This window comes from Maritalea sp. S77 (genome assembly GCF_049801075.1).
Taxonomy (GTDB): Bacteria; Pseudomonadota; Alphaproteobacteria; order Rhizobiales; family Devosiaceae; genus Maritalea.
In genome coordinates, this window is record NZ_JBNAGG010000001.1 from 1,248,598 (window position 1) to 1,267,322 (window position 18,725).

Below are 18,725 nucleotides of genomic sequence, written 5' to 3' on the forward strand. Positions count from 1 at the left end.
TGCCCCAGAGTTTAGCCAGAGACACGTTCGATTTTTGCGCCGCAACGGCTAAGCTTGTCTTCAAGCCGTTCAAAGCCCCGATCTAGGTGATAAATGCGGTTGACGATGGTTTCGCCTTCCGCTGCCAAACCGGCGATCACTAATGAAACAGATGCACGCAGATCCGTCGCCATCACTTGTGCGCCTTTTAGATGCTCCACGCCAGTGACTTCAGCCGCTTGGCCTTCCACATCAATATGAGCGCCCAGCCGCGCCAATTCGCTTACATGCATGAAGCGATTTTCAAAAATGGTTTCGCGAATTGTAGATGTGCCGTCGGCGCGGCTCATCAGTGCCATATATTGCGCCTGCAAATCGGTGGGGAAGCCAGGATATTCAGAAACATCCACATCGATCGGCTTTACCGCATTGCCGTTTTTCACAATGCGAATACCGTCATCTTCTTCAATGACCTCTGCCCCTGTTTCTTTCAGCACATCAAGCGCCGCTTGCAGATGGGCTGCATTTGCGCCTTTCAGCAACACATTGCCGCCCGTCATCGCCACGGCCATGGCATAAGTGCCCGTTTCAATCCGATCAGGGATCACATCAACTTCAGCGCCGTGCAATGCTTCAACACCTTGAATGGTGAGCGTACGTGTACCTACGCCTTCGATTTTTGCGCCCATTTCGACCAAACATTCCGCGAGATTGGTCACCTCAGGTTCCATCGCTGCATTTTCAATCACGGACGTGCCTTCGGCCAATGTGGCAGCCATCATGATCACATGGGTTGCACCAACTGAAATGCGCGGCAGCACCACTTTGCCACCTTTAAGGCGTCCACCGGGGGCTTTTGCATTCACATATCCGCCATCAATTTCGATCTCGGCGCCAAGTTGCTGCAGGCCATCGATATAGAAATCGACTGGCCGTGTGCCAATGGCGCAGCCACCAGGCATCGAGACGCGTGCTTCGCCCATTCGTGCCAAAAGCGGGCCAATCACCCAAAAGCTGGCGCGCATGGTGGAGACCAATTCATAAGGCGCACAGGTATCCACGATGTCGTGGGCTGTGAACGTAATGCGCTGGCCTTGCATATCATCATCACCACGACGACGGCCTTGCACAGAAATATCCACACCGTGATTTTCCAAAATGCGCTCAAGCTGTTTTACGTCAGCGAGGCGAGGAACATTGTTGAGAACTAAGGGATCTTTGGTCAACAAAGATGCAATCATGAGGGGCAGCGCGGCGTTTTTAGCGCCGGAAATTGGCAATTCACCGTTAAGCTCATTGCCACCTACCAATCGAATGCGATCCATATTTTTTCCTTTTAGCGTGATCCGACAGGGGATCTGAGATAATTCGTGGCTCACCTTATGAACAAAAATGCGGCCAAAAGGTAGCATTTAAGCGCGCAAATGAGCACTTATTCCTTATTTTGTTTCATTTTTTCAAATGCGCTGGGTTTTCCCTTTGGGCGTTCAGCCAGCCCAGTGGGCGCTTCAACCCGTGCTTTTGATTGACTTTTCCTACGGCGCAAATTCGCCCGCAGCTGCGCGGCAAGTCGTTCTTTTTTCAACTCATCTTTTGATTTTTGGGGCTGAGATGTCATCACTTCAATCACGTTCTATTGGGGTGAAAATCCTACACCGACATGTTTGCTCTGTTTCTTGCATGTTTTTTACATGCTCGTCCAGTTTTCCCCTTGCGTTGTACAAATCATTGTGGCAGTAACCACGGCGCTTGATGCGAAACATTCGTGTCGCCTATGATCAGTCTTAGATCACGCAATTGCTGCCGTAGCTCAGGGGTAGAGCACTCCCTTGGTAAGGGAGAGGCCGAGAGTTCAATTCTCTCCGGCAGCACCATTTTTCCTCAAATATTTTATCTCGTTGCACCGCTGAACTGCCCAGCGCGATACACTTAATTATCGCATTAATTGATTAAAATGTGATGGGGAAATCCCCATTGATTTGATGCACTTAAGATGCAACCACTTCCCCATTGCTTGGTGATTCTCACCATAAGATGGGGTAAAAAAATGAAACGATTTTTTATTGCTGCCACTTTGACAGCATTATTGGGCACATCGTCCGCACTAGCGGAGGTTTGCCATGAACCGGAATATCCTTGGCCAAATGATGGCGTATGTGTTTTTGATGTATTTTGTTTCCTAGGCCGTTCTGGCGATATGGACATTAAAGATGGTGTAAAGATGCAACAATGTCATCTTGATCGATCTAAAAAATCGGACTACGCGCCGCCGCCTCATACCGAACCTGAAGAGCCTGAAGATCCGCAGGGTCCAGATGGCCCAGAAGCACCTGGCAGCGGATTTTAGCCACTAAAACAGCTAACTACAAAACTCTGGAATGACGCGTTGACGGAAAATCTGCCAGCGCATAACTTCTTGGACTTAAATTCGCTTCCTAAGCGCATTCGTTCCCTGCGGCCAATCTATTTTAGGCACTCTAGCATAGTCTTACGAGATCTTCGTTAAGCATGAAATTTAAGAGTGATTCGCAATTGCAATTGCGACTAATTAAAAAAAATGCAAAATTAACACCGCGGCAATTGGTTAACAATTGGTTAAGGGAGGAAATCCAATGAAAAAACTAATCCTACCTGCGGTGTTCTTCAGTGTGTTTAGCGCTACGTCTGCTTTCGCTGCTTGTCATGAACCGGTATATCCTTGGCCGAACGATGGTAGCTGTACATGGGATATTCTGTGTATTTTCCCACGCTCAGGCGACATGGATATTCGTGATGGCGTGAAAATGCAGAACTGCATGATCGAAGAAAATGCATCTGGCGCTACACGTTCTGGTCCAGCAAAAAATGAAGAAGAGTGCGAGATGTCCATAAATGCACGCTTTGAATACAATCCGTGCATGGAATATCCAGAGTAACCATACCTTCTATCCATCAAGCATAGAGTCCGCCAGATATTTTCATTTTCTCGGCGGGCTTTTTTTATGGCCTTGCTGAACTGCAGAAATTCAGTACCCTCTTAGGACGTTGGTAGGGGATTGTTTCAGATGAACGATATTCAATTGGAAGACAGCTGGAAAGAGGCGTTGGCAGGGGAGTTTGCCAGCGCTTACATGCAAGATCTCAAGGCGTTTTTGCTGGAGCGAAAATCTCAAAACGCAACGATATTTCCTGTAGGTTCAAACTACTTCAGGGCGCTTGACCTTACGCCACTGGGCGACGTGAAAGTCGTGATTTTGGGGCAAGATCCTTATCATGGTCCTGGGCAAGCACATGGTCTTAGTTTCAGTGTGCGACCCGGCGTGCGTATCCCCCCTTCCCTAATCAACATTTATAAAGAAATAGAACGCGACCTTGGCATATCGCCGCCAAAGCATGGCTTTTTGGAGAGTTGGGCAAAGCAGGGCGTTTTACTGCTCAATAGCGTGCTTACTGTGGAACGTGGGCAAGCTGGCGCACATCAGGGCAAAGGATGGGAAAAGTTCACCGATGCAATCATTCATCGGGTGAATGAACAGGCTTCACCTAGCGTGTTTTTGCTTTGGGGTAGCTATGCGCAGAAGAAGGCCAGCTTTATCAATCGAGACCGTCATTTGGTGCTAACAGCGCCTCACCCCTCGCCCCTTTCCGCACATCGTGGATTTTTAGGGTGCGGCCATTTCTCAAAGGCGAATGCGTTCTTGCAGGAGAACGGTCGCGCGCCCATAGAATGGCAACTTCCCGAGCAAGTGGAAATCGACTAAGATAGTGGTCCAACCTTTTTTCTTTTAGCGATTCCAACATGCCCTACATCGATAGTTTTTATACAGACACGCAGATCAAGATCGCGCCATTCTCGACCCTAAAAGGCCACATACAAGCAGATGTTTGCATTGTCGGTGCGGGCCTTGCCGGACTTACCGCTGCGCGTGAGCTGAACGCTGGCGGCAAATCGGTATGCGTGCTGGAGGCAAACGAAATTGGCTGGGGTGCTTCCGGTCGCAATGGCGGCTTTGTCTCTGATGGATTTGCCGAAGGTATAGGCGCAATTGAGCAGGAGCTAGGTCGTGAACATGCCAAATCGCTGTTTCAATTGTCGCAAGAGGGCACGCAATATGTGAAAGACCGGATGGCCGGCTTTGCGGTGCCACAAAAGCCAATGGGCCACAATTGGATGTCGGTCGTGCGCCACGATGTGGGCGACACCATGTTGCGTAAAGCCGCGCAAATGAATGAGTTTTATGGCGCAAACTATGAAGCGCGCAGCACAGAAGAAGTGCGCAGCCTTTTGCGCACAAATGTCTATCATCAGGGCCTAGAAGATTTCAACGCTGTGCATATTCACCCGCTGAATTATGCGCTTGGTCTGGCCGACGATGCCCGCAAACTCGGCGCGCATATTTTTGTGAATAGTCCTGCGATCGACCTACAAAAACTCACCAACGGATTTGAGCTCACAACCAAGAATGGTTATCGCATTCAATGCGGCCAAGTGGTGCTTTGTGGTTCTGCATATTTGCATAATCTTTATCCACGAATTGAAGGCGCAGTGCTGCCTGTTGCCACATATGTGGTAACTACAAAGCCGATGCGCACCTTGCTTGAACGGGCCATTACATATCGCGGCGCCATTTCGGACACGCGCCGCGCGGGCGACTATTATCGCCTGGTCGATGCTAGTCAGCGCCTGCTTTGGGGTGGGCGCATCACAACGCAAAAGTCCGCACCCAAAGAGCTGGCTAAGCTGTTGGGTGAAGATATAAAGGCTATTTATCCGCAATTGGATCAAATTGAGATCGAATATGCGTGGTCCGGCCTAATGGGATATTGTGTGCATAAGATGCCCCTATTGGGCGAGCTAGAACCGGGCATTTGGTCCGCCACCGCAACTGGCGGGCATGGTTTAAACACCACCGCCCTCATCGGCAATCTTGTAGCCGAAGCCATAATGGGCAGTTCCGATCGCTATCGTCTGTTTTCTCCCTATAAGGCTCGCTGGAGCGGTGGTTTGGTCGGACGCATGGGCACGCAAATGGCCTACTGGGCCATGCAGGCGCAAGATTGGTGGGAAGAACGCAGCCATTGACTTGATTTGACCTTTAAAAACAAATTCAATGACCAAACTTTGGTAGGGAGAACAAAATGCGGCGCGTAAAATCAGCCATTAAATGGGTAGTTGTGGCACTTTTGCTCGTGCTGGTCGGCGGTTTCGCCTTTCTGTTGACCGCACCACCCGATCTTTTGCGCGTTGGCACCAATTATGCTGCCAAGATTGTTTGTTCCAATGTGTTTGTGGCTGATCGTGATCCGCAATTGGTTTTGCAAAATGACGTGCAAGCACCAGGGCATCCGCTATTAAGCTATGTTCGTGTTGATGTGGATGAAGACCAACGGCAGGTCACTGCCCGTTTGTTTGGCATTTTCGCCCCCGGCACTGCAGCCTATCGAGACGGCTTGGGCTGTGCGGCCTTGCCTTCAAATGATCGTGGACAATTGGCAGAGTTCAGCCTAACGCGACCGGAATTCGCACAATATGATGCGGATAGCATTTGGCCGATGGGCGACAAGGTGATCCAGTCTCAAAGCGATTTGCTGCAAGATGTGATGGACAATCCGGTTTTAACCGGGCCCGACATGCGTGCTGTGGTCGTCGTACATAAAGGTCGCATTGTTGCTGAACGTTATGGCGAGGGCTTTGACGCGCGAACACCTCTTGTTGGCTGGTCGATGACCAAAACAGTGAATGCGGCATTGATTGGCGCATTGCTGACGGATGATTTCAGCCTCAACCGCACGGACCTGATGACAAATTGGCATAATGATATGCGGGCGAACATAAGCCTGAAAATGTTGATGGGCATGGAAAGTGGTTTGGCGTGGAACGAGGACTATGGCGACGTTTCAGACGTAACCCGCATGCTTTATCTCACAGAAGATTCTGCTGCCTTTGTTGCTGAACGAGATTTACAGGACGATGTTGGCAATGCGCAGTTTGAGTATTCTTCGGGCACCAGTGTCATCTTGGCGCGTATTTGGCAAAATGAGCTGGGCGCAAACTCCTTATTTTGGCCGGATCGTGCATTGTTCGAGCCGCTCGGCATGCGAAGCGCCGTATTTGAAATGGACGCAAGTGGCACCTTTATGGGCTCTTCTTATCTCTATGCGACGGCGCATGACTGGGCGCGATTTGGCTTGATGATGGCAAAACGCGGCCAATGGTTTGGCAAGGAGATTTTACCAGAGACCTTTTTCGATTTCATGATTTCGCCAACGCCAAAATCAGTCACCCCTTGGGGCGAAAATGAATATGGCCAAGGGCAATTGTGGCTGCATGGTCCGCGTGGTCATACACCAGATCAGCTAAACCCTGACGATGGTTTGGGCCTACCAGACGATATGATTTGGATGCTGGGACATGATGGGCAATCCATCGCCATAAGCCCAGAGGAAGAATTAGTGGTTGTGCGCCTAGGGCTAACCCCATCCCGTCTCGGCTATAAGCCGCAACCTCTTGTCGCTTCTGTTTTGGAAATTTTACGCAACTGAAAAGCAGATTAATGCGTGTTGCCGGCATTGAGCTTGATATCGTCGCCCTTGTGGGCAGCTGCGGCCCAAATGGCGCGCTTTAATGCTTCCGCCATTTGCGCGAGTGGCAAATGCGGCATGTCGCTAGTGTTGTCAGTCGGCAAATTTTCTGTTGCTTGCGGCACATGAACAAATCCGGATCGAATGTGCGGATAGGCATTAGCGCACCGATGCTGCAGGCCATACATCAAATGATTGCACACAAATGTGCCCGCGCTGAAGGAAATATTGGTCGGCACCAAATACGCCATTTCCTGCACCATCAAATTGATCGGTAAAGTTGAGAAATAGGCTGTAGGCCCGTTCTCAGAAACCGGCTCGCCTAATGGCTGTTGACCCTTATTGTCGGCAATGCGGAAATCATCAAAATTGATGGCAACCTTCTCTGGCGTGATGCCTTCGCGCCCTGCAGCGACGCCGAGCGCGATCACCATGTCCGGTTTGTGCTGTGCGAGAAGGCCATCCAAAGCCGTGAGCGCTTCAAATCGTGCGACAGGCAAAATGGCGCTAACAATTTCAGCGCCATCACGTGTTTCGCCATCCAGCGCCAAGGCCAATTGCTGCGCCGGATTGGAGGTCTCACCTCCAAAGGGTTCAAATCCAGTCAGCAATATTTTCATTGTCTTGCCTATTCAGCCAATCCACCCATCAGCACATATTTTAATTCAAGATAGTCGTCGAGGCCATAGTGCGAACCTTCACGGCCCAAGCCAGATTGCTTGATGCCGCCAAACGGGGCTTCCACGGCGGATGTGACGCCTTCATTTACGCCAACAATGCCGCATTCCAGCGCCTCAGCAACGCGCCAAACACGCCCCAAATCTTTAGAGAAGAAATAGCCTGCCAAGCCAAATTCGGAGTCATTGGCCAAGGCAATCGCATCTGCTTCGTCGTCGAATTTGATCACCGGGGCTACAGGGCCAAAAATCTCTTCGCGCAACACCCTAGCATCGCGGCTGACATCGCGCAAAATGGTCGGATTGTAAAACAACTCGCCTTTGTCGCTTGGGTTCGCACCGATGGTTACGCTTGCGCCCTTGTCAATCGCGTCACCCACCAGCTCCTCCACTTTCGCCACGGCCGCTTTATTGATCAATGGACCAAGCGCCACATCGCTCTCAAACGCACCGCCAACTTTAAGTTCAGCCACTTTGGCACTGAACTTCTCGACAAAAGCATCGTAAATCCCGGCTTGTACATAGAGGCGATTGGCGCAAACGCATGTTTGCCCGGAGTTGCGATATTTTGAGGTCACCGCACCATCAACTGCGCGATCCAAATCTGCATCGTCAAATACAATGAAAGGGGCATTGCCACCCAACTCCAGCGAGAGCTTTTTGATGGTTTCAGCCCCATTTCGCATGATCAAGCGCCCCACTTGAGTTGACCCTGTGAATGACACTTTCGCAATATCTTCATGCGTGGTCAGCACGTTGCCAACCGCCTGCGCATCGCTTGTTGGCACAATGTTGATCACCCCGTCAGGAATGCCTGCAAGTTTTGCCATCTGTGCCAATGCGAGCGCCGATAAGGGTGTATCTTCCGCCGGTTTAATCACAATTGAGCAACCAGCTGCCAATGCTGGCGCAGCTTTTCGGGCGATCATTGCATTTGGAAAATTCCACGGGGTAATGGCGGCAACAACGCCAACGGGCTGCTTCATCACCAACACGCGCGCGTCACCTTTTGGCGTCGGCACGATATCACCATAAGTGCGGCGGGCTTCTTCCGCGAACCATTCAATATAAGCCGCCCCATAGCGGATTTCACCAAGCGCTTCGGCCAAAGGCTTGCCCTGCTCTGTAGACAGGAGTTCGGCCAATTCCTGCTCATGCTCAATTACAATTTCAAACCAGCGCCGCATGATTTGACAGCGCTCTTTTGCGGTTTTAGATGCCCAAGGTTTAAAGGCGGCTTTGGCTGCAGCAATGGCATTTTCCGCATCTTGCGCAGTGCAATCGCTGACCTCAATAATGGTCTCGCCTGTTGCTGGATTGGTCACAGCAAACTGTTTACTGCCACTGCCTTCAACCCAATTGCCATTGATAAATGCTTTTTGGTTCAAAACCTGATCGAACGACATCCTATCCCCTGCCCTTAGTCCGCTTGACTTGCGAAAATGCTGTGATGTTGAGGGCAGGCTAGCGCGTCAATGTATCAGTGTCATTAATCAAATAGCCGTTTTATATGATCATTTTGAATATCTTAGTCACAAAAATTGATGGTTGGATCACTTTCAAGATTTGTCGCGTAATTTGGGGCACAGGGGGCAACCCGTCTCAAGATCACAGGGCATAATGTGACAATCAATTGGTGCTTGTGCCATTTCCCAGAGACGCCATAGCTTTGACCGTCGGCCAGACTTTACGATGATCAATGCATCTTTATGCTGTTCTAAGAGCTGATGAACTTCCAGAATATCGTTGCTGGCAATGATTTGACAGTGATCAAACTCGTGTTCCAAACGTTCCGCCGCGCGGAAGGCACCGTCCATGCCGACGATAAAGTCACAGTACGGCGCAACAGCACGAATGATTTGCCGATAGGCACGAGAGCCGGTATTTCCTGTGTCCGAAACTTGCCCCAGCACTAGAACCGTTTTGCCCTTTTTGATTTGGGCAACATCTGTTGCGAATAGTTTTGTCGCCCAATATGGCGCTTTGAACGCATCCATCAAATAAGTTTGGCCATCTGATGTTTGGTGAACACTCATGTGGTTCATCATCGGTTCGAGCGTGGCCAATTTTTCAACGGCTGGCTTCAACGGCAACCCCTTTGCATGGATTGCCGCAAGCGCGCCTAAAATACTGGTCAACAATAAACTGCCGACAAATCTCGTCGAAACTTCGAATTGCTCCGAACCTACGAAAAGTTCAAATTGCAAGCGCGATTGCCAATCCGTACTTGTGATTTCCGCACGCATTTGTGCATCTTTGTGCTGGCCATAAGTAATGATGTTCTTTTGCTTTTTATGCTGCGTGACTAAGCCTGCCAAATGCTTGTCATCCATATTTAGGCACACGACGCCTTCTGGCTTTAGCGCAGTTATGAGCTTAGATTTCTCATCCAAAATGGCCTGCTCGTTACCAAATGCGGAAATATGATCGCCCCCGATTGTTGTGAGAATTGCGATATCCAGCGGGATGTCATTCACCAAATACTCTAGGTAGCCAGGTTCACCGCCTGAAATCTCCTGCACCCAAGTTTGATTTGGGCGTTCGAGCTTACGCAATCCACGATAAACCCAGCGCTTGGTATTGTTTCCAAGCCCTGAATAAACATCTTCATTGTAGGCTTCAGCCAACAATTCAGACAGCAATTTTGTTGTGGTGGATTTACCGCAACTGCCAGTAACTCCTATCGTATAAGGCTCCAAACTTTGCAGCTTGCGGATCGCGTTTGAACGCTCAAAACCCCTGACCATTCGAAAATAATATGGCTCAAGCCGCTCGGCCAACTTAAGATTGAGTTTTTTAATCGAGATCGACATGCAACGGCCCTGACAAATAAAATGTTGGGTCAATGAATTAGGTCAATTCGTGCCTTATCTCAATCATTATGATCCGAAATCAGGCACCAGCCGTTGATAAAATGAAAGTGAGTTTATTATGGCACGCAAGATATTTATCTGGATCATTTTTTATTTGGCCACCATTGTTGCTGCAAGCAGTGCGGCGCTTTGGGAGATACAATCGTATTATTTTGCGCTGGAGCAGCCATTCTTTGCGCCGCCTGCGTGGTTGTTTGGTCCGGTTTGGACGATCCTTTACATCTTTATCGCCACCATTGCTTATCGCATTGTGATGGCGCCGCAGAGCCATCTTAAGCCGGTATTGATTGCGCTTTGGACGTTGCAATTTGCGTTGAACACCATTTGGACGCCTAGTTTCTTTGGGGCGCAGAATTTGGGTATTGCACTTATCTATATCAGCGCGCTCGATATTGTGCTGCTGGGCACCATGTATTTGCTCTGGTCACGTGACCGGATCAGCTTCTGGCTGGCGGCGCCTTATATGGCATGGATTGGCTTTGCCACGGCGCTTAATGCTGGCTTTTTCATCTTGAACGGTTAGACATCCTCCCTCCTCACCTCACGGCCCGCTGGTTAGCGGGCCATTTTTTGCCTTCCGCCCGATTGTTGACTTTTAAAAATTAAAGTAATAGTTGAATTTCGAGCCTTTAGGGAGTGCACCATGTCGCCGCGCGCAATTTCAACTTTAGCCCGTTCGCTGTCCATTTTTCTGGTGATCGCCTCAGTGCTGATCCCGGCCATGATTTTTGCTTTTGTCACCATCGGCGACTCGCTCGAACTGTCTTTGCTGGGCAATGCAGATGTTGAACTGCAAAAAGATGATTTCACCCCGGTGATGCGTGCGATTTTGGGTCTGTTTGCCATTGGTTATCTCACACCCCTTCTGGTGGGCTTTATGGGATTGAAGCAAACATTTGACGAAGCGGCGCAAGCGCGGTGGCTTTCAGAAAAGTCTGTCGCTGGCTTTCAGCGCTTTGCATGGGCCAATTTAGCACTGATATGCTATGAAGTGTTTGGCGGTGCATTTTTGGTCACCTATATCCGCTTGCAACAGATTCCCAACCAGATCTCTTTTATGTTTGGGTTGACCACAGAGTTTTTCACCGCTTTGTTTATTGCCTTGGCGATTCTGGTTGTGGCGCACATTTTTGCTGCTGGCAAAACCGCTTATGAAGAGAACCAATCATTTGTTTAGGCCCGCTTTATGCCCATTGTCGTAAATCTTGATGTGATGCTGGCCAAGCGAAAAATGCGCCTTAAAACATTGTCTGAGCGGGTGGAACTGACCGAGCAGAATCTCTCGATGATCAAAACCGGCAAAGCCAAGGGCATGCGGTTTGAAACATTGTCCAAGATTTGCGATGTGCTTGAGTGCCAGCCAGGTGATTTGCTCGAATATGTGCCTGCATCTGAGGACGAATAGAGTCCTCCCTCACATCTATTTGATGGATTAGGCCCCGGAGATTGCTGGTTTTTAGCCAAAATCAATTGCAATCGTTAACGGGTTCGCGTTATTGCATATATGGTCGCGAAAAAATATCTCATCAATTGACCTGCGTCATGTTGCCGGATCGCTTGCATGATAATTTGCGGCTAAGTTGGCCTTGTGAATAAGGGCCAACAAGGGCATGAGAAATAGGGGACGAGTTGATGGATTATCGCGGACTTTTTGAAGACGCCATCGACACACTACGTCGTGAAAAACGCTATCGTGTATTTGCTGATTTGGAACGGGTTGCGGGCAAGTTTCCACGCGCGGTGTTCCGCGATGCGGCAGACAACGCGCGGGAAATCACGATTTGGTGCTCCAACGATTATTTGGGCATGGGCCAGAATGATAAAGTGATCACCGCCATGCAGGAAACTGCAGGCAAGCTCGGCGCTGGCGCCGGTGGCACCCGCAATATTTCTGGCACAAACCGCCCGCTGGTTGAGCTTGAGCGTTCGCTCGCTGACCTGCACAAGAAAGAAGCGGCTTTGGTGTTCACCTCAGGTTTCGTGTCCAACGAAGCGGCGATTTCGACCATTGCGCGACTGATCCCAAATTGCTTGGTGCTTTCTGACCAGTTGAACCACGCCTCCATGATTGCTGGTGTACGCCAGTCTGGCATGGAGAAGAAAATTTTCCGCCACAACGATATGGCGCATTTGCGCGAATTGTTGGAAGCGGCTGGCAGAGATCGTCCGAAATTGATCGTGTTCGAATCAGTTTACTCTATGGATGGCGATGTTGCTCCGATTGAGCAGATTGCCGATCTTGCGGAAGAGTTTAACGCCCTCACTTACATCGATGAAGTGCATGCAGTTGGCATGTATGGCCCCCGCGGCGCAGGCATTTGCGAACGCGAAGGCTTGATGGACCGCATTGATATTATTGAAGGCACCATGGCCAAAGCTTTTGGCGTGATGGGCGGCTATATCACTGCGAGCCAGCCGATTGTGGATGCGGTGCGCTCTTATGCGTCTGAATTTATCTTCACCACTGCTTTGCCGCCTGCGCTTTGCGCCGCGGCACGTGCATCAATCGATCATTTGAAGCAATCCAGTGTTGAGCGTGAAGGTCAACAGCGCCAGGCGCAGCGGACAAAAGAAATTTTGACCGAAGCGGGCCTGCCGGTGATGCCAACTGAAACGCATATTGTGCCACTGATTGTGGGTGAAGCACGCGGCTGCAAAGCGGCCAGCGATATGCTTTTGGAAAAGCACAATATCTATATTCAGCCGATCAACTACCCAACTGTGCCGAAAGACACAGAGCGGCTGCGGATCACCCCAACACCGTTGCACAATGATGAGATGATCTTTGAATTGCGCGATGCCTTGTTGCAGGTGTGGGATGTGCTTGGCTTGCCGAAAAACATCGACACCTCGCAATTGACCGCCCAAGCGCTCAATTCAGGGGATTTGGTGCTGCCGACGATTGGTGGCTAACCCCTCACTCCCGCGCGGACGCACTCAGCGCCTTTAACACCGACATGGTTTGTGCCGTTTTCTCAATCGGCACAAACAAATGGTCATGGTAAAATGCCGAGACCACATTTGAGCTAATCCCATTGAGCGCTAGCGCGGTCGAGATGGCATCCAAAAATCCAACTGCCTCTAAAGCCGAGTGAATTTGCAGCGTGATGCGCCGGCAGCGAAATGTTGCGTCATAGCCTTTCGCATCCGCTTCTTTGAGGATGTAAGTCGCCCCCTCCTCCTCATCAAAACGCAGCAACGCCTTTTCCTCCAGCGCCGCATCACGCGCCTTTAGGCTGAGGAAAACCCAAATCTGCTCATCCAATTGCGGCGTCATTTCTGCCAGCAATTTGTTCAAATCGGTTTCGCCATTGGTGGATTGATCGGACATGATACCTCCGCTTTCAATTGGGTCAGGTCGTCCTGAAGGAAAGTTCAGCGGTGGGTCGTCCCACAGATCAAACTTAAAAACACAATGTCGAAAGCGCAAGAAAAAAAGGGCGGCCCTTTAACAGGACCGCCAGTTGAGATCAGTCGAGAGGAAGCAAGATCAACTGGTCAAGACAATGCGCACCAAATCGGCTGTGTTGCGTGCGCCTAGTTTTTCCATCACCCGTGCGCGATGCACTTCGATGGTTCTGGGGGAAATGCCGAGTTCGCGGCCAGCCTCTTTGTTGGATTGGCCATTGGTGATCAATTGCAGCACCTCGCGCTCCCGCGGGGTGAGCTGACTAAAGCCGCGTACTTCAACTGGCCGATGGGAACCAGATTGAACCGCACCAATATGCACATTGCGTTGAAGCGCCTGACGCACAGACCGCACCAAATGTTCAGTATCTATGGGTTTGGTGATTACGTCCGCCGCGCCCACCTTCATAGCGTCGACAGCACCGCCGATATTTTGTGATTCCGTCAGCATGAATATGGGCGCACCCGTGCGCATATTTTTGAAGCGTGCCACCGTTGGTAGCGTGTCCTCTTCCCCAACCGTCATATTGATGATCACCACGTCAGGTAGCTTGCGCTCTATCGAGGCGAGGAATTCAGCAACGCTGGTAGAAGCACTGGTTTGAAACCCTTCGAGACGGAACAGAACACCGAGCGCTTCGCAGGTGGCCGGGTCTGCATCTACGATTTTCACCATCAAATCACGGTTTAAAGCATTGGGATAATAGATTGTGCTGGTCATCGCGCCAAGCCTCTAGGAAAAAATGCTTGTTTAAGCGAAGTAGGTTTTGTCACCATTGTGTTTTACCCCAATATAGAAAAAAGTATGAATTCAATGCTTTAAAATACGGAACATCGCTATATGCGCAATTATGCTTGCTCAGATTTTGATTAACAGATCGGACAAATATCTAGGTTTATATTCGTAGGTATTTCTCCGGATTTAATGATTAATTTCCTCTATAGGTTTATTTTGGCGATTATGTATTTGACAAACCCATGATGTTTTGCTAGGTTAAAAGCCTAGGAGAAACAACGATGTCTGTACTAAGCGCTAAATATTTTCACGATGAAGAAGCTGCATTTGAGCATGTGGAGTCTATCATCTGGGATAATAATCCTATTTGCCCCCATTGTGGCGGTGTAGAGCGCATTTACGCATTGAAGAATGTTCGCACTAAGCCTTCTAAGAAGAACCCCGAAGGCGTGGTTCGTCATGGCTTAAAGAAGTGCGGCCAGTGCCGCAAACAGTTCACAGTACGAATTGGCACTATCTTTGAGGAAAGCCACCTACCGCTTCATAAGTGGCTGCAAGCAATCTATTTGATGGTTTCCAGCAAAAAAGGCATTAGCGCCCATCAATTGCACCGCGTTTTGGAAGTGCAGTACAAAACAGCGTGGTTTTTGGCGCACCGCATTCGTGAAGCAATGCGTTCTGGCGAATTGGCACCGTTGGGTGGCAGCGGCAAAACAGTTGAAGCCGACGAGACATATTTTGGCGATAAAGAAGTGGTAACAAAGCGCACTAAACGCGGCAAGTCTGGTTTAGCCAGTAAGCGCGCAGTTGTTGCGTTGGTAGAGCGTGGCGGCAATGTCCGTTCCTTCCACGTTGATCGCGCAACAAAAACTAACGTGAGCCAAATCGTTGCCGCTAACGTACACAATGAAACAGTTCTGAACACAGACGAAAGCCGCCTTTATACGCAGATCGGCACCGAATTTGCCCGTCATGATAAAGTCAATCACTCTGTAAATGAATATGTGCAGGGCGAAGCCTATACAAACACAGTTGAAGGCGTGTTTTCTATCTTCAAACGCGGCATGAAGGGTGTTTATCAGCATTGCAGTGAAAAGCACTTGCATCGCTATCTTGCGGAATTTGATTTCCGTTATAATAACCGTGTGAAGCTGGGTGTTGATGATAAAGAACGTGCAAAAAATGCACTATTGGGTGTGGTTGGCAAGCGATTGACATATCAAGGGCCTGATTCGCAAAAGGCCACCTAGCACAAACAAATAACTTGAGTCAAATGGGGCAAAGATGTATAGTTTGTGAGTAGGGTCATTCTAGGTTGAAAATCTTAATGATGTTAAGAGAACGCTAAATGCGTAATCCGTTTCGGACGTAGATCTAGTCGGCCCTACTTTTTTTATGAGCACTTTGAAAATTCCAAATAGTAAACCTGTTTACCTTTGGCATACTATTGACCGAAAAATCGGTTAATCCAGACGATGTGAGGACTTTGTTCGCAATTTCTCGTTTGGACGATTTGCCGCCAGCTAAAAGATGTCGTCCGTTTCTCGCCGCACAAACAGCACCGAGAATTACATCATTCAGTTGCAGCAGGTCGTCTTTTTTAGAATCCTGGGCAACCAACACGCTCAATGGGTCGTGATGTATACCAAAGTCTTTCTTAGCTTGCGCGTTTATCATGCGGCGGAAGTCATGCAGGGAAGTGCTGCTATTTCTACGATCTAGGCAGACTGACAAATTGCCACGACTGTAACATCGCTTGACAAATTGGTGGTATACTAGCTGATAGTACAGTTTTGAGAGTCCCACGTCTCTATCACCACCGTTGAACTCTTTATGGTTCCATGTGTGGTTATCAAAAACTATGGCGTGAAACTGTATCCGGTTATTATTGTTCAATGCGAAAAACAAATCCACCAAGGCTTCGTATTCAATTTGCTTGTGATTCGATACTTTAGACCACTTCAATTCGGCGTGCATTCCGAACTTGTCTCGGTACTTCTGAATCGAGTTGTACGCTACTTTTGCACCCTCTTTGGCCACACAAACGCCGCCAACAACTGTAAACCTGTCCTTGGTGATTCCCGACTCGTCTACAAAAAATGCATAAGGCTGGTCTATACAAATTTTATTCATGAGGGTAGTTTAAAACTATGAGTGCTAAACACAACAATCAATACGCTAAATTCATCGCCGTTGCGCAGGAAATTGGATGCAGTAAAGACGAGGATGCATTCGACAGAAAGCTAAAGAAGATAGCGAAATCGCCGCCCCCGGCAAAAAAAGACAAAGACAACAAACCCGCCAAATAGGCGGGTTTTTTTATGGAGAAAGTACAATGTTCAAACCGATTTCCGGTGACGGTAACGCCGAAAGGTTCACATTAAGGCCTATGCCAAATGGCGTTTATAGCATCGATGGGCGGTTGATCCCAATTCGTGACGACTCCGCTCGTAGCCTCAATGACAGCAAGTCTGTCGTTGGAGTCTATAGCGCCCGCAACATGGGCGTAAGCCTCGGCGGGGCTGCTGCTGGTATGGACGTAAAAGAGTGAGAGTTGAAACTGATGCCAATCGCCAAGCTGTTTTATTCGATCACTCACTTCGGTGTAGCTTTGGCCGGGCGACATTAGATCGTACGCAATGAAGAGATTATATCCCATTTCTCGAATTCCTTTTTTGCTGAATTCGAGAATAATACCCGATTCTAATTTGGGTTTGTCAAATGAATAATCGCCTTTATTTTCCTATATCGATAACACAACCTTTAATTGTATTCAAGTTGCAATTTGGGAATTGAACCAATGTCGAGGCTGTCGGTTGCACTTGCCCTTTCGTCGGTCTTTTTCCTTTAAGATGAATGGGCTATAAATTGCGCCAAAGAGTTTTGGAGTGCGCATGGCGGAACATGAGAATCACAAATGCGATGAAACCGCATTGCGTTTGGCAGTGGAGCATCTTGGGCAGGGCATCGCTGTGTTCAACCAACAGCGCGCACTGGATGTATCCAACGATCAATTTCAAACCATTTTGGATTTGCCGCCTGCCCTATGTAAGGCCGGCACCGCATTGACGGACATTGTGCGCCACCTTGCGGAACGCGGTGACTTTGGCGAGGGCGATATTGAAACGCTGGCGCAGAGTCGGTTAGACGATATCGAGCAAAACAAGTCAGGCCATTTGGAACGTTCGGGACCGAAGGGCCAATATTTGGAGGTACGGACACACCGCCTGCCCAATGATGGACTTGTGATCAGCTACAATGACATCTCGGCTCGGGTAGAGGCGGAACGCGCCTTGGCGCAGGTGAACCAGAGCCTTGAGAAGCGGGTTCAAGAACGCACAAAGGCCCTCACCCATCTCAATACAGAATTGGAACGCGCCCGCGCCAAAGCGGATGCCGCCAATTTGGACAAAACCCGTTTTCTTGCTGCCGCCAGCCACGATCTTTTACAGCCATTAAATGCGGCGCGGCTTTATACGTCAACCATGGTGGAGCGCGCCCATGGCAGCGATTTGGCCCGTTTGGCCGCAAATGTTGATGATTCACTGGTTGCTGTCGAAGAGATCATGTCGGCACTTTTGGATATTTCGCGTGTAGATAGCGGCGCGATAAAGCCAGCCTATTCAGCTTTCTCCATCCGCGAACTGCTTAAAAAGGTGAAGGTGGAATTTGAACCTGCTGCCGCGGCCAAAAACATTCAACTGCGGTTGGTTGGTGCCGATGCAACAGTGAGCACGGATCGACGCATGGTGGCACGGGTGCTGCAAAACCTTGTATCCAATGCTATTAAATATACAGCAGAAGGCGGCGCGGTTTTGGTGGGTTGTCGCAAGCGAGGCAATCGCATTCGACTTGATGTGATCGACAATGGAATTGGGATCGACAAAGACCAACATTCGTTGATCTTCACCGAGTTTTCGCGGCTGGAACCCGGCGCCCGAATTGCACAAGGCTTGGGCCTTGGCCTTTCCATCGTGCAACGATTTGGGCAGGCGCTAAAGCTGGATGTGGAACTGGATAGCGTGCCCGGTCGTGGATCGCGCTTTTCGATTTATCTGCCCCCATCCGCTGAAATTCCGCTACCGCAAGCCGCACAACATACAAATGCACCGTTGAGCAGCTCGGTGACCGGCAAGCAGATTTTATGCGTTGATAACGAGCCGGATATTTTGGAGGCCATGCAGGCGCTTTTGCAGGGCTGGGGATGTGATGTGCGCGTGGCGCGCTCGCTTAAAGATATCTCGCAGGCAAATTTGTTGGAAGGCTGGGTGCCGGATTTGGTGCTGATGGATTATCACTTGGACCAATCCTCCGGCCTTGATGCAATTCAATGGCTGCGGCAAACGGTGGGCGGCCATTTGCCTGCCATTTTGATCACTGCCGACCGCAGCACACAGGTGCAAACCTTGGCTGAAGAGCGCAATGTTTCAGTGCTGCCGAAACCGCTAAAGCCTGCTGCACTGAGAGCTCTGATGTCGCGCCTAAGTTAGG

Annotated in this window: 21 protein-coding genes and 1 tRNA gene; 14 read left to right on the plus strand and 8 right to left on the minus strand. The window is 49.6% G+C overall.

Annotated elements, in window-relative coordinates; all coding sequences use genetic code 11:
- Window positions 1-11: 11 nt before the first annotated feature.
- Both murA and ACP15Y_RS05995 read right to left on the minus strand, forming a co-directional pair.
- Window positions 12-1,304: a UDP-N-acetylglucosamine 1-carboxyvinyltransferase gene (murA, locus tag ACP15Y_RS05990; RefSeq protein ID WP_424982090.1), complete on the minus strand. Its 1,293-nt coding sequence runs from the start codon at window positions 1,302-1,304 to the stop codon at window positions 12-14.
- Window positions 1,305-1,411: 107 nt separating this feature from the next.
- A complete protein-coding gene (locus tag ACP15Y_RS05995) occupies window positions 1,412-1,609 on the minus strand; it encodes a hypothetical protein (RefSeq protein WP_424982091.1) in 198 nt (65 codons plus the stop codon).
- Between the two features lie 169 nt (window positions 1,610-1,778).
- Between ACP15Y_RS05995 and ACP15Y_RS06000 the strand changes: the two genes are divergently transcribed.
- The 6 genes from ACP15Y_RS06000 (at window position 1,779) to ACP15Y_RS06025 (ending at window position 6,501) form a co-directional block, all read left to right on the plus strand.
- A tRNA-Thr gene (locus ACP15Y_RS06000) sits at window positions 1,779-1,853 on the plus strand.
- 173 nt (window positions 1,854-2,026) lie between these two features.
- Window positions 2,027-2,326 (plus strand): hypothetical protein, encoded by a 300-nt coding sequence (locus ACP15Y_RS06005; RefSeq protein WP_424982092.1) that lies wholly within the window; start codon window positions 2,027-2,029, stop codon window positions 2,324-2,326.
- A 265-nt stretch (window positions 2,327-2,591) separates the two neighbouring features.
- Entirely contained in the window at window positions 2,592-2,894 is a 303-nt protein-coding gene (locus ACP15Y_RS06010) for a hypothetical protein (protein WP_424982093.1), read from the plus strand.
- Between the two features lie 129 nt (window positions 2,895-3,023).
- Complete coding sequence (ung, locus tag ACP15Y_RS06015; RefSeq protein ID WP_424982094.1) at window positions 3,024-3,719, plus strand: uracil-DNA glycosylase; 696 nt, start codon at window positions 3,024-3,026, stop codon at window positions 3,717-3,719.
- 38 nt (window positions 3,720-3,757) lie between these two features.
- Window positions 3,758-5,041 (plus strand): NAD(P)/FAD-dependent oxidoreductase, encoded by a 1,284-nt coding sequence (locus tag ACP15Y_RS06020; protein ID WP_424982095.1) that lies wholly within the window; start codon window positions 3,758-3,760, stop codon window positions 5,039-5,041.
- Between the two features lie 56 nt (window positions 5,042-5,097).
- Window positions 5,098-6,501 (plus strand): serine hydrolase domain-containing protein, encoded by a 1,404-nt coding sequence (locus ACP15Y_RS06025; RefSeq protein WP_424982096.1) that lies wholly within the window; start codon window positions 5,098-5,100, stop codon window positions 6,499-6,501.
- A gap of 8 nt (window positions 6,502-6,509) precedes the next feature.
- Here the strand turns inward: ACP15Y_RS06025 and pcp are convergent, their stop codons facing one another.
- The 3 genes from pcp to ACP15Y_RS06040 form a co-directional block, all read right to left on the minus strand.
- A complete protein-coding gene (gene pcp, locus ACP15Y_RS06030) occupies window positions 6,510-7,160 on the minus strand; it encodes a pyroglutamyl-peptidase I (RefSeq protein ID WP_424982097.1) in 651 nt (216 codons plus the stop codon).
- Between the two features lie 8 nt (window positions 7,161-7,168).
- The gene (locus ACP15Y_RS06035) at window positions 7,169-8,623 is read right to left on the minus strand and encodes an NAD-dependent succinate-semialdehyde dehydrogenase (protein ID WP_424982098.1); all 1,455 of its coding nucleotides are present in this window, start codon (window positions 8,621-8,623) and stop codon (window positions 7,169-7,171) included.
- A gap of 153 nt (window positions 8,624-8,776) precedes the next feature.
- Window positions 8,777-10,030: a Mur ligase family protein gene (locus ACP15Y_RS06040; protein WP_424982099.1), complete on the minus strand. Its 1,254-nt coding sequence runs from the start codon at window positions 10,028-10,030 to the stop codon at window positions 8,777-8,779.
- Between the two features lie 118 nt (window positions 10,031-10,148).
- On the opposite strand from ACP15Y_RS06040, the gene ACP15Y_RS06045 reads away from it, so the two are divergent.
- The 4 genes from ACP15Y_RS06045 to hemA all read left to right on the plus strand — a co-directional run bounded on the left by ACP15Y_RS06045 (window position 10,149) and on the right by hemA (window position 13,003).
- Entirely contained in the window at window positions 10,149-10,613 is a 465-nt protein-coding gene (locus ACP15Y_RS06045; protein WP_424982100.1) for a TspO/MBR family protein, read from the plus strand.
- A gap of 120 nt (window positions 10,614-10,733) precedes the next feature.
- Entirely contained in the window at window positions 10,734-11,267 is a 534-nt protein-coding gene (locus tag ACP15Y_RS06050) for a DUF2975 domain-containing protein (protein WP_424982101.1), read from the plus strand.
- A 9-nt stretch (window positions 11,268-11,276) separates the two neighbouring features.
- Window positions 11,277-11,495: a helix-turn-helix domain-containing protein gene (locus tag ACP15Y_RS06055; RefSeq protein WP_424982102.1), complete on the plus strand. Its 219-nt coding sequence runs from the start codon at window positions 11,277-11,279 to the stop codon at window positions 11,493-11,495.
- A 227-nt stretch (window positions 11,496-11,722) separates the two neighbouring features.
- Window positions 11,723-13,003, plus strand: coding sequence for a 5-aminolevulinate synthase (hemA, locus tag ACP15Y_RS06060; protein ID WP_424982103.1), 1,281 nt, complete (start codon window positions 11,723-11,725; stop codon window positions 13,001-13,003).
- Window positions 13,004-13,007: 4 nt separating this feature from the next.
- Here hemA and ACP15Y_RS06065 read toward each other — a convergent pair whose 3' ends face one another.
- Window positions 13,008-13,421: an ACT domain-containing protein gene (locus ACP15Y_RS06065; protein ID WP_424982104.1), complete on the minus strand. Its 414-nt coding sequence runs from the start codon at window positions 13,419-13,421 to the stop codon at window positions 13,008-13,010.
- Between the two features lie 159 nt (window positions 13,422-13,580).
- The gene (locus tag ACP15Y_RS06070; RefSeq protein WP_424982105.1) at window positions 13,581-14,219 is read right to left on the minus strand and encodes a response regulator transcription factor; all 639 of its coding nucleotides are present in this window, start codon (window positions 14,217-14,219) and stop codon (window positions 13,581-13,583) included.
- A gap of 296 nt (window positions 14,220-14,515) precedes the next feature.
- Here ACP15Y_RS06070 and ACP15Y_RS06075 point away from each other — a divergent pair, with 296 nt between their 5' ends.
- Complete coding sequence (locus tag ACP15Y_RS06075; protein WP_424982106.1) at window positions 14,516-15,484, plus strand: IS1595 family transposase; 969 nt, start codon at window positions 14,516-14,518, stop codon at window positions 15,482-15,484.
- A gap of 124 nt (window positions 15,485-15,608) precedes the next feature.
- On the opposite strand, the gene ACP15Y_RS06080 is transcribed toward ACP15Y_RS06075, so the two are convergent.
- A complete protein-coding gene (locus ACP15Y_RS06080) occupies window positions 15,609-16,367 on the minus strand; it encodes a DUF3800 domain-containing protein (protein WP_424982107.1) in 759 nt (252 codons plus the stop codon).
- A gap of 17 nt (window positions 16,368-16,384) precedes the next feature.
- On the opposite strand from ACP15Y_RS06080, the gene ACP15Y_RS06085 reads away from it, so the two are divergent.
- The 3 genes from ACP15Y_RS06085 (at window position 16,385) to ACP15Y_RS06095 (ending at window position 18,724) form a co-directional block, all read left to right on the plus strand.
- On the plus strand, window positions 16,385-16,543 hold the full coding sequence (locus tag ACP15Y_RS06085; protein WP_424982108.1) for a hypothetical protein: 159 nt from the start codon (window positions 16,385-16,387) through the stop codon (window positions 16,541-16,543).
- 26 nt (window positions 16,544-16,569) lie between these two features.
- A complete protein-coding gene (locus tag ACP15Y_RS06090) occupies window positions 16,570-16,785 on the plus strand; it encodes a hypothetical protein (RefSeq protein ID WP_424982109.1) in 216 nt (71 codons plus the stop codon).
- A 343-nt stretch (window positions 16,786-17,128) separates the two neighbouring features.
- Window positions 17,129-18,724, plus strand: a complete 1,596-nt coding sequence (locus ACP15Y_RS06095) for an ATP-binding response regulator (RefSeq protein ID WP_424982110.1) — start codon at window positions 17,129-17,131, stop codon at window positions 18,722-18,724.
- The last annotated feature ends 1 nt before the right edge of the window (window position 18,725 follow it).

What these genes read in the sequence shown, in the direction of transcription:
- ACP15Y_RS06090 (WP_424982109.1), top strand. Translation starts at nt 16,570, where the DNA reads ATGTTCAAACCGATTTCCGGTGACGGTAACGCCGAAAGGTTCACATTA.
- ACP15Y_RS06010 (WP_424982093.1), top strand. Translation starts at nt 2,592, where the DNA reads ATGAAAAAACTAATCCTACCTGCGGTGTTCTTCAGTGTGTTTAGCGCT.
- murA (WP_424982090.1), bottom strand. Translation starts at nt 1,304, where the DNA reads ATGGATCGCATTCGATTGGTAGGTGGCAATGAGCTTAACGGTGAATTG.
- ACP15Y_RS06080 (WP_424982107.1), bottom strand. Translation starts at nt 16,367, where the DNA reads ATGAATAAAATTTGTATAGACCAGCCTTATGCATTTTTTGTAGACGAG.
- hemA (WP_424982103.1), top strand. Translation starts at nt 11,723, where the DNA reads ATGGATTATCGCGGACTTTTTGAAGACGCCATCGACACACTACGTCGT.
- ACP15Y_RS06075 (WP_424982106.1), top strand. Translation starts at nt 14,516, where the DNA reads ATGTCTGTACTAAGCGCTAAATATTTTCACGATGAAGAAGCTGCATTT.
- ACP15Y_RS06065 (WP_424982104.1), bottom strand. Translation starts at nt 13,421, where the DNA reads ATGTCCGATCAATCCACCAATGGCGAAACCGATTTGAACAAATTGCTG.
- ACP15Y_RS06050 (WP_424982101.1), top strand. Translation starts at nt 10,734, where the DNA reads ATGTCGCCGCGCGCAATTTCAACTTTAGCCCGTTCGCTGTCCATTTTT.
- ACP15Y_RS06040 (WP_424982099.1), bottom strand. Translation starts at nt 10,030, where the DNA reads ATGTCGATCTCGATTAAAAAACTCAATCTTAAGTTGGCCGAGCGGCTT.
- ACP15Y_RS06005 (WP_424982092.1), top strand. Translation starts at nt 2,027, where the DNA reads ATGAAACGATTTTTTATTGCTGCCACTTTGACAGCATTATTGGGCACA.
- ung (WP_424982094.1), top strand. Translation starts at nt 3,024, where the DNA reads ATGAACGATATTCAATTGGAAGACAGCTGGAAAGAGGCGTTGGCAGGG.
- ACP15Y_RS06020 (WP_424982095.1), top strand. Translation starts at nt 3,758, where the DNA reads ATGCCCTACATCGATAGTTTTTATACAGACACGCAGATCAAGATCGCG.
- ACP15Y_RS06055 (WP_424982102.1), top strand. Translation starts at nt 11,277, where the DNA reads ATGCCCATTGTCGTAAATCTTGATGTGATGCTGGCCAAGCGAAAAATG.
- ACP15Y_RS06045 (WP_424982100.1), top strand. Translation starts at nt 10,149, where the DNA reads ATGGCACGCAAGATATTTATCTGGATCATTTTTTATTTGGCCACCATT.
- ACP15Y_RS06070 (WP_424982105.1), bottom strand. Translation starts at nt 14,219, where the DNA reads ATGACCAGCACAATCTATTATCCCAATGCTTTAAACCGTGATTTGATG.
- ACP15Y_RS06095 (WP_424982110.1), top strand. Translation starts at nt 17,129, where the DNA reads ATGGCGGAACATGAGAATCACAAATGCGATGAAACCGCATTGCGTTTG.
- ACP15Y_RS06035 (WP_424982098.1), bottom strand. Translation starts at nt 8,623, where the DNA reads ATGTCGTTCGATCAGGTTTTGAACCAAAAAGCATTTATCAATGGCAAT.
- ACP15Y_RS06085 (WP_424982108.1), top strand. Translation starts at nt 16,385, where the DNA reads ATGAGTGCTAAACACAACAATCAATACGCTAAATTCATCGCCGTTGCG.
- ACP15Y_RS06025 (WP_424982096.1), top strand. Translation starts at nt 5,098, where the DNA reads ATGCGGCGCGTAAAATCAGCCATTAAATGGGTAGTTGTGGCACTTTTG.
- pcp (WP_424982097.1), bottom strand. Translation starts at nt 7,160, where the DNA reads ATGAAAATATTGCTGACTGGATTTGAACCCTTTGGAGGTGAGACCTCC.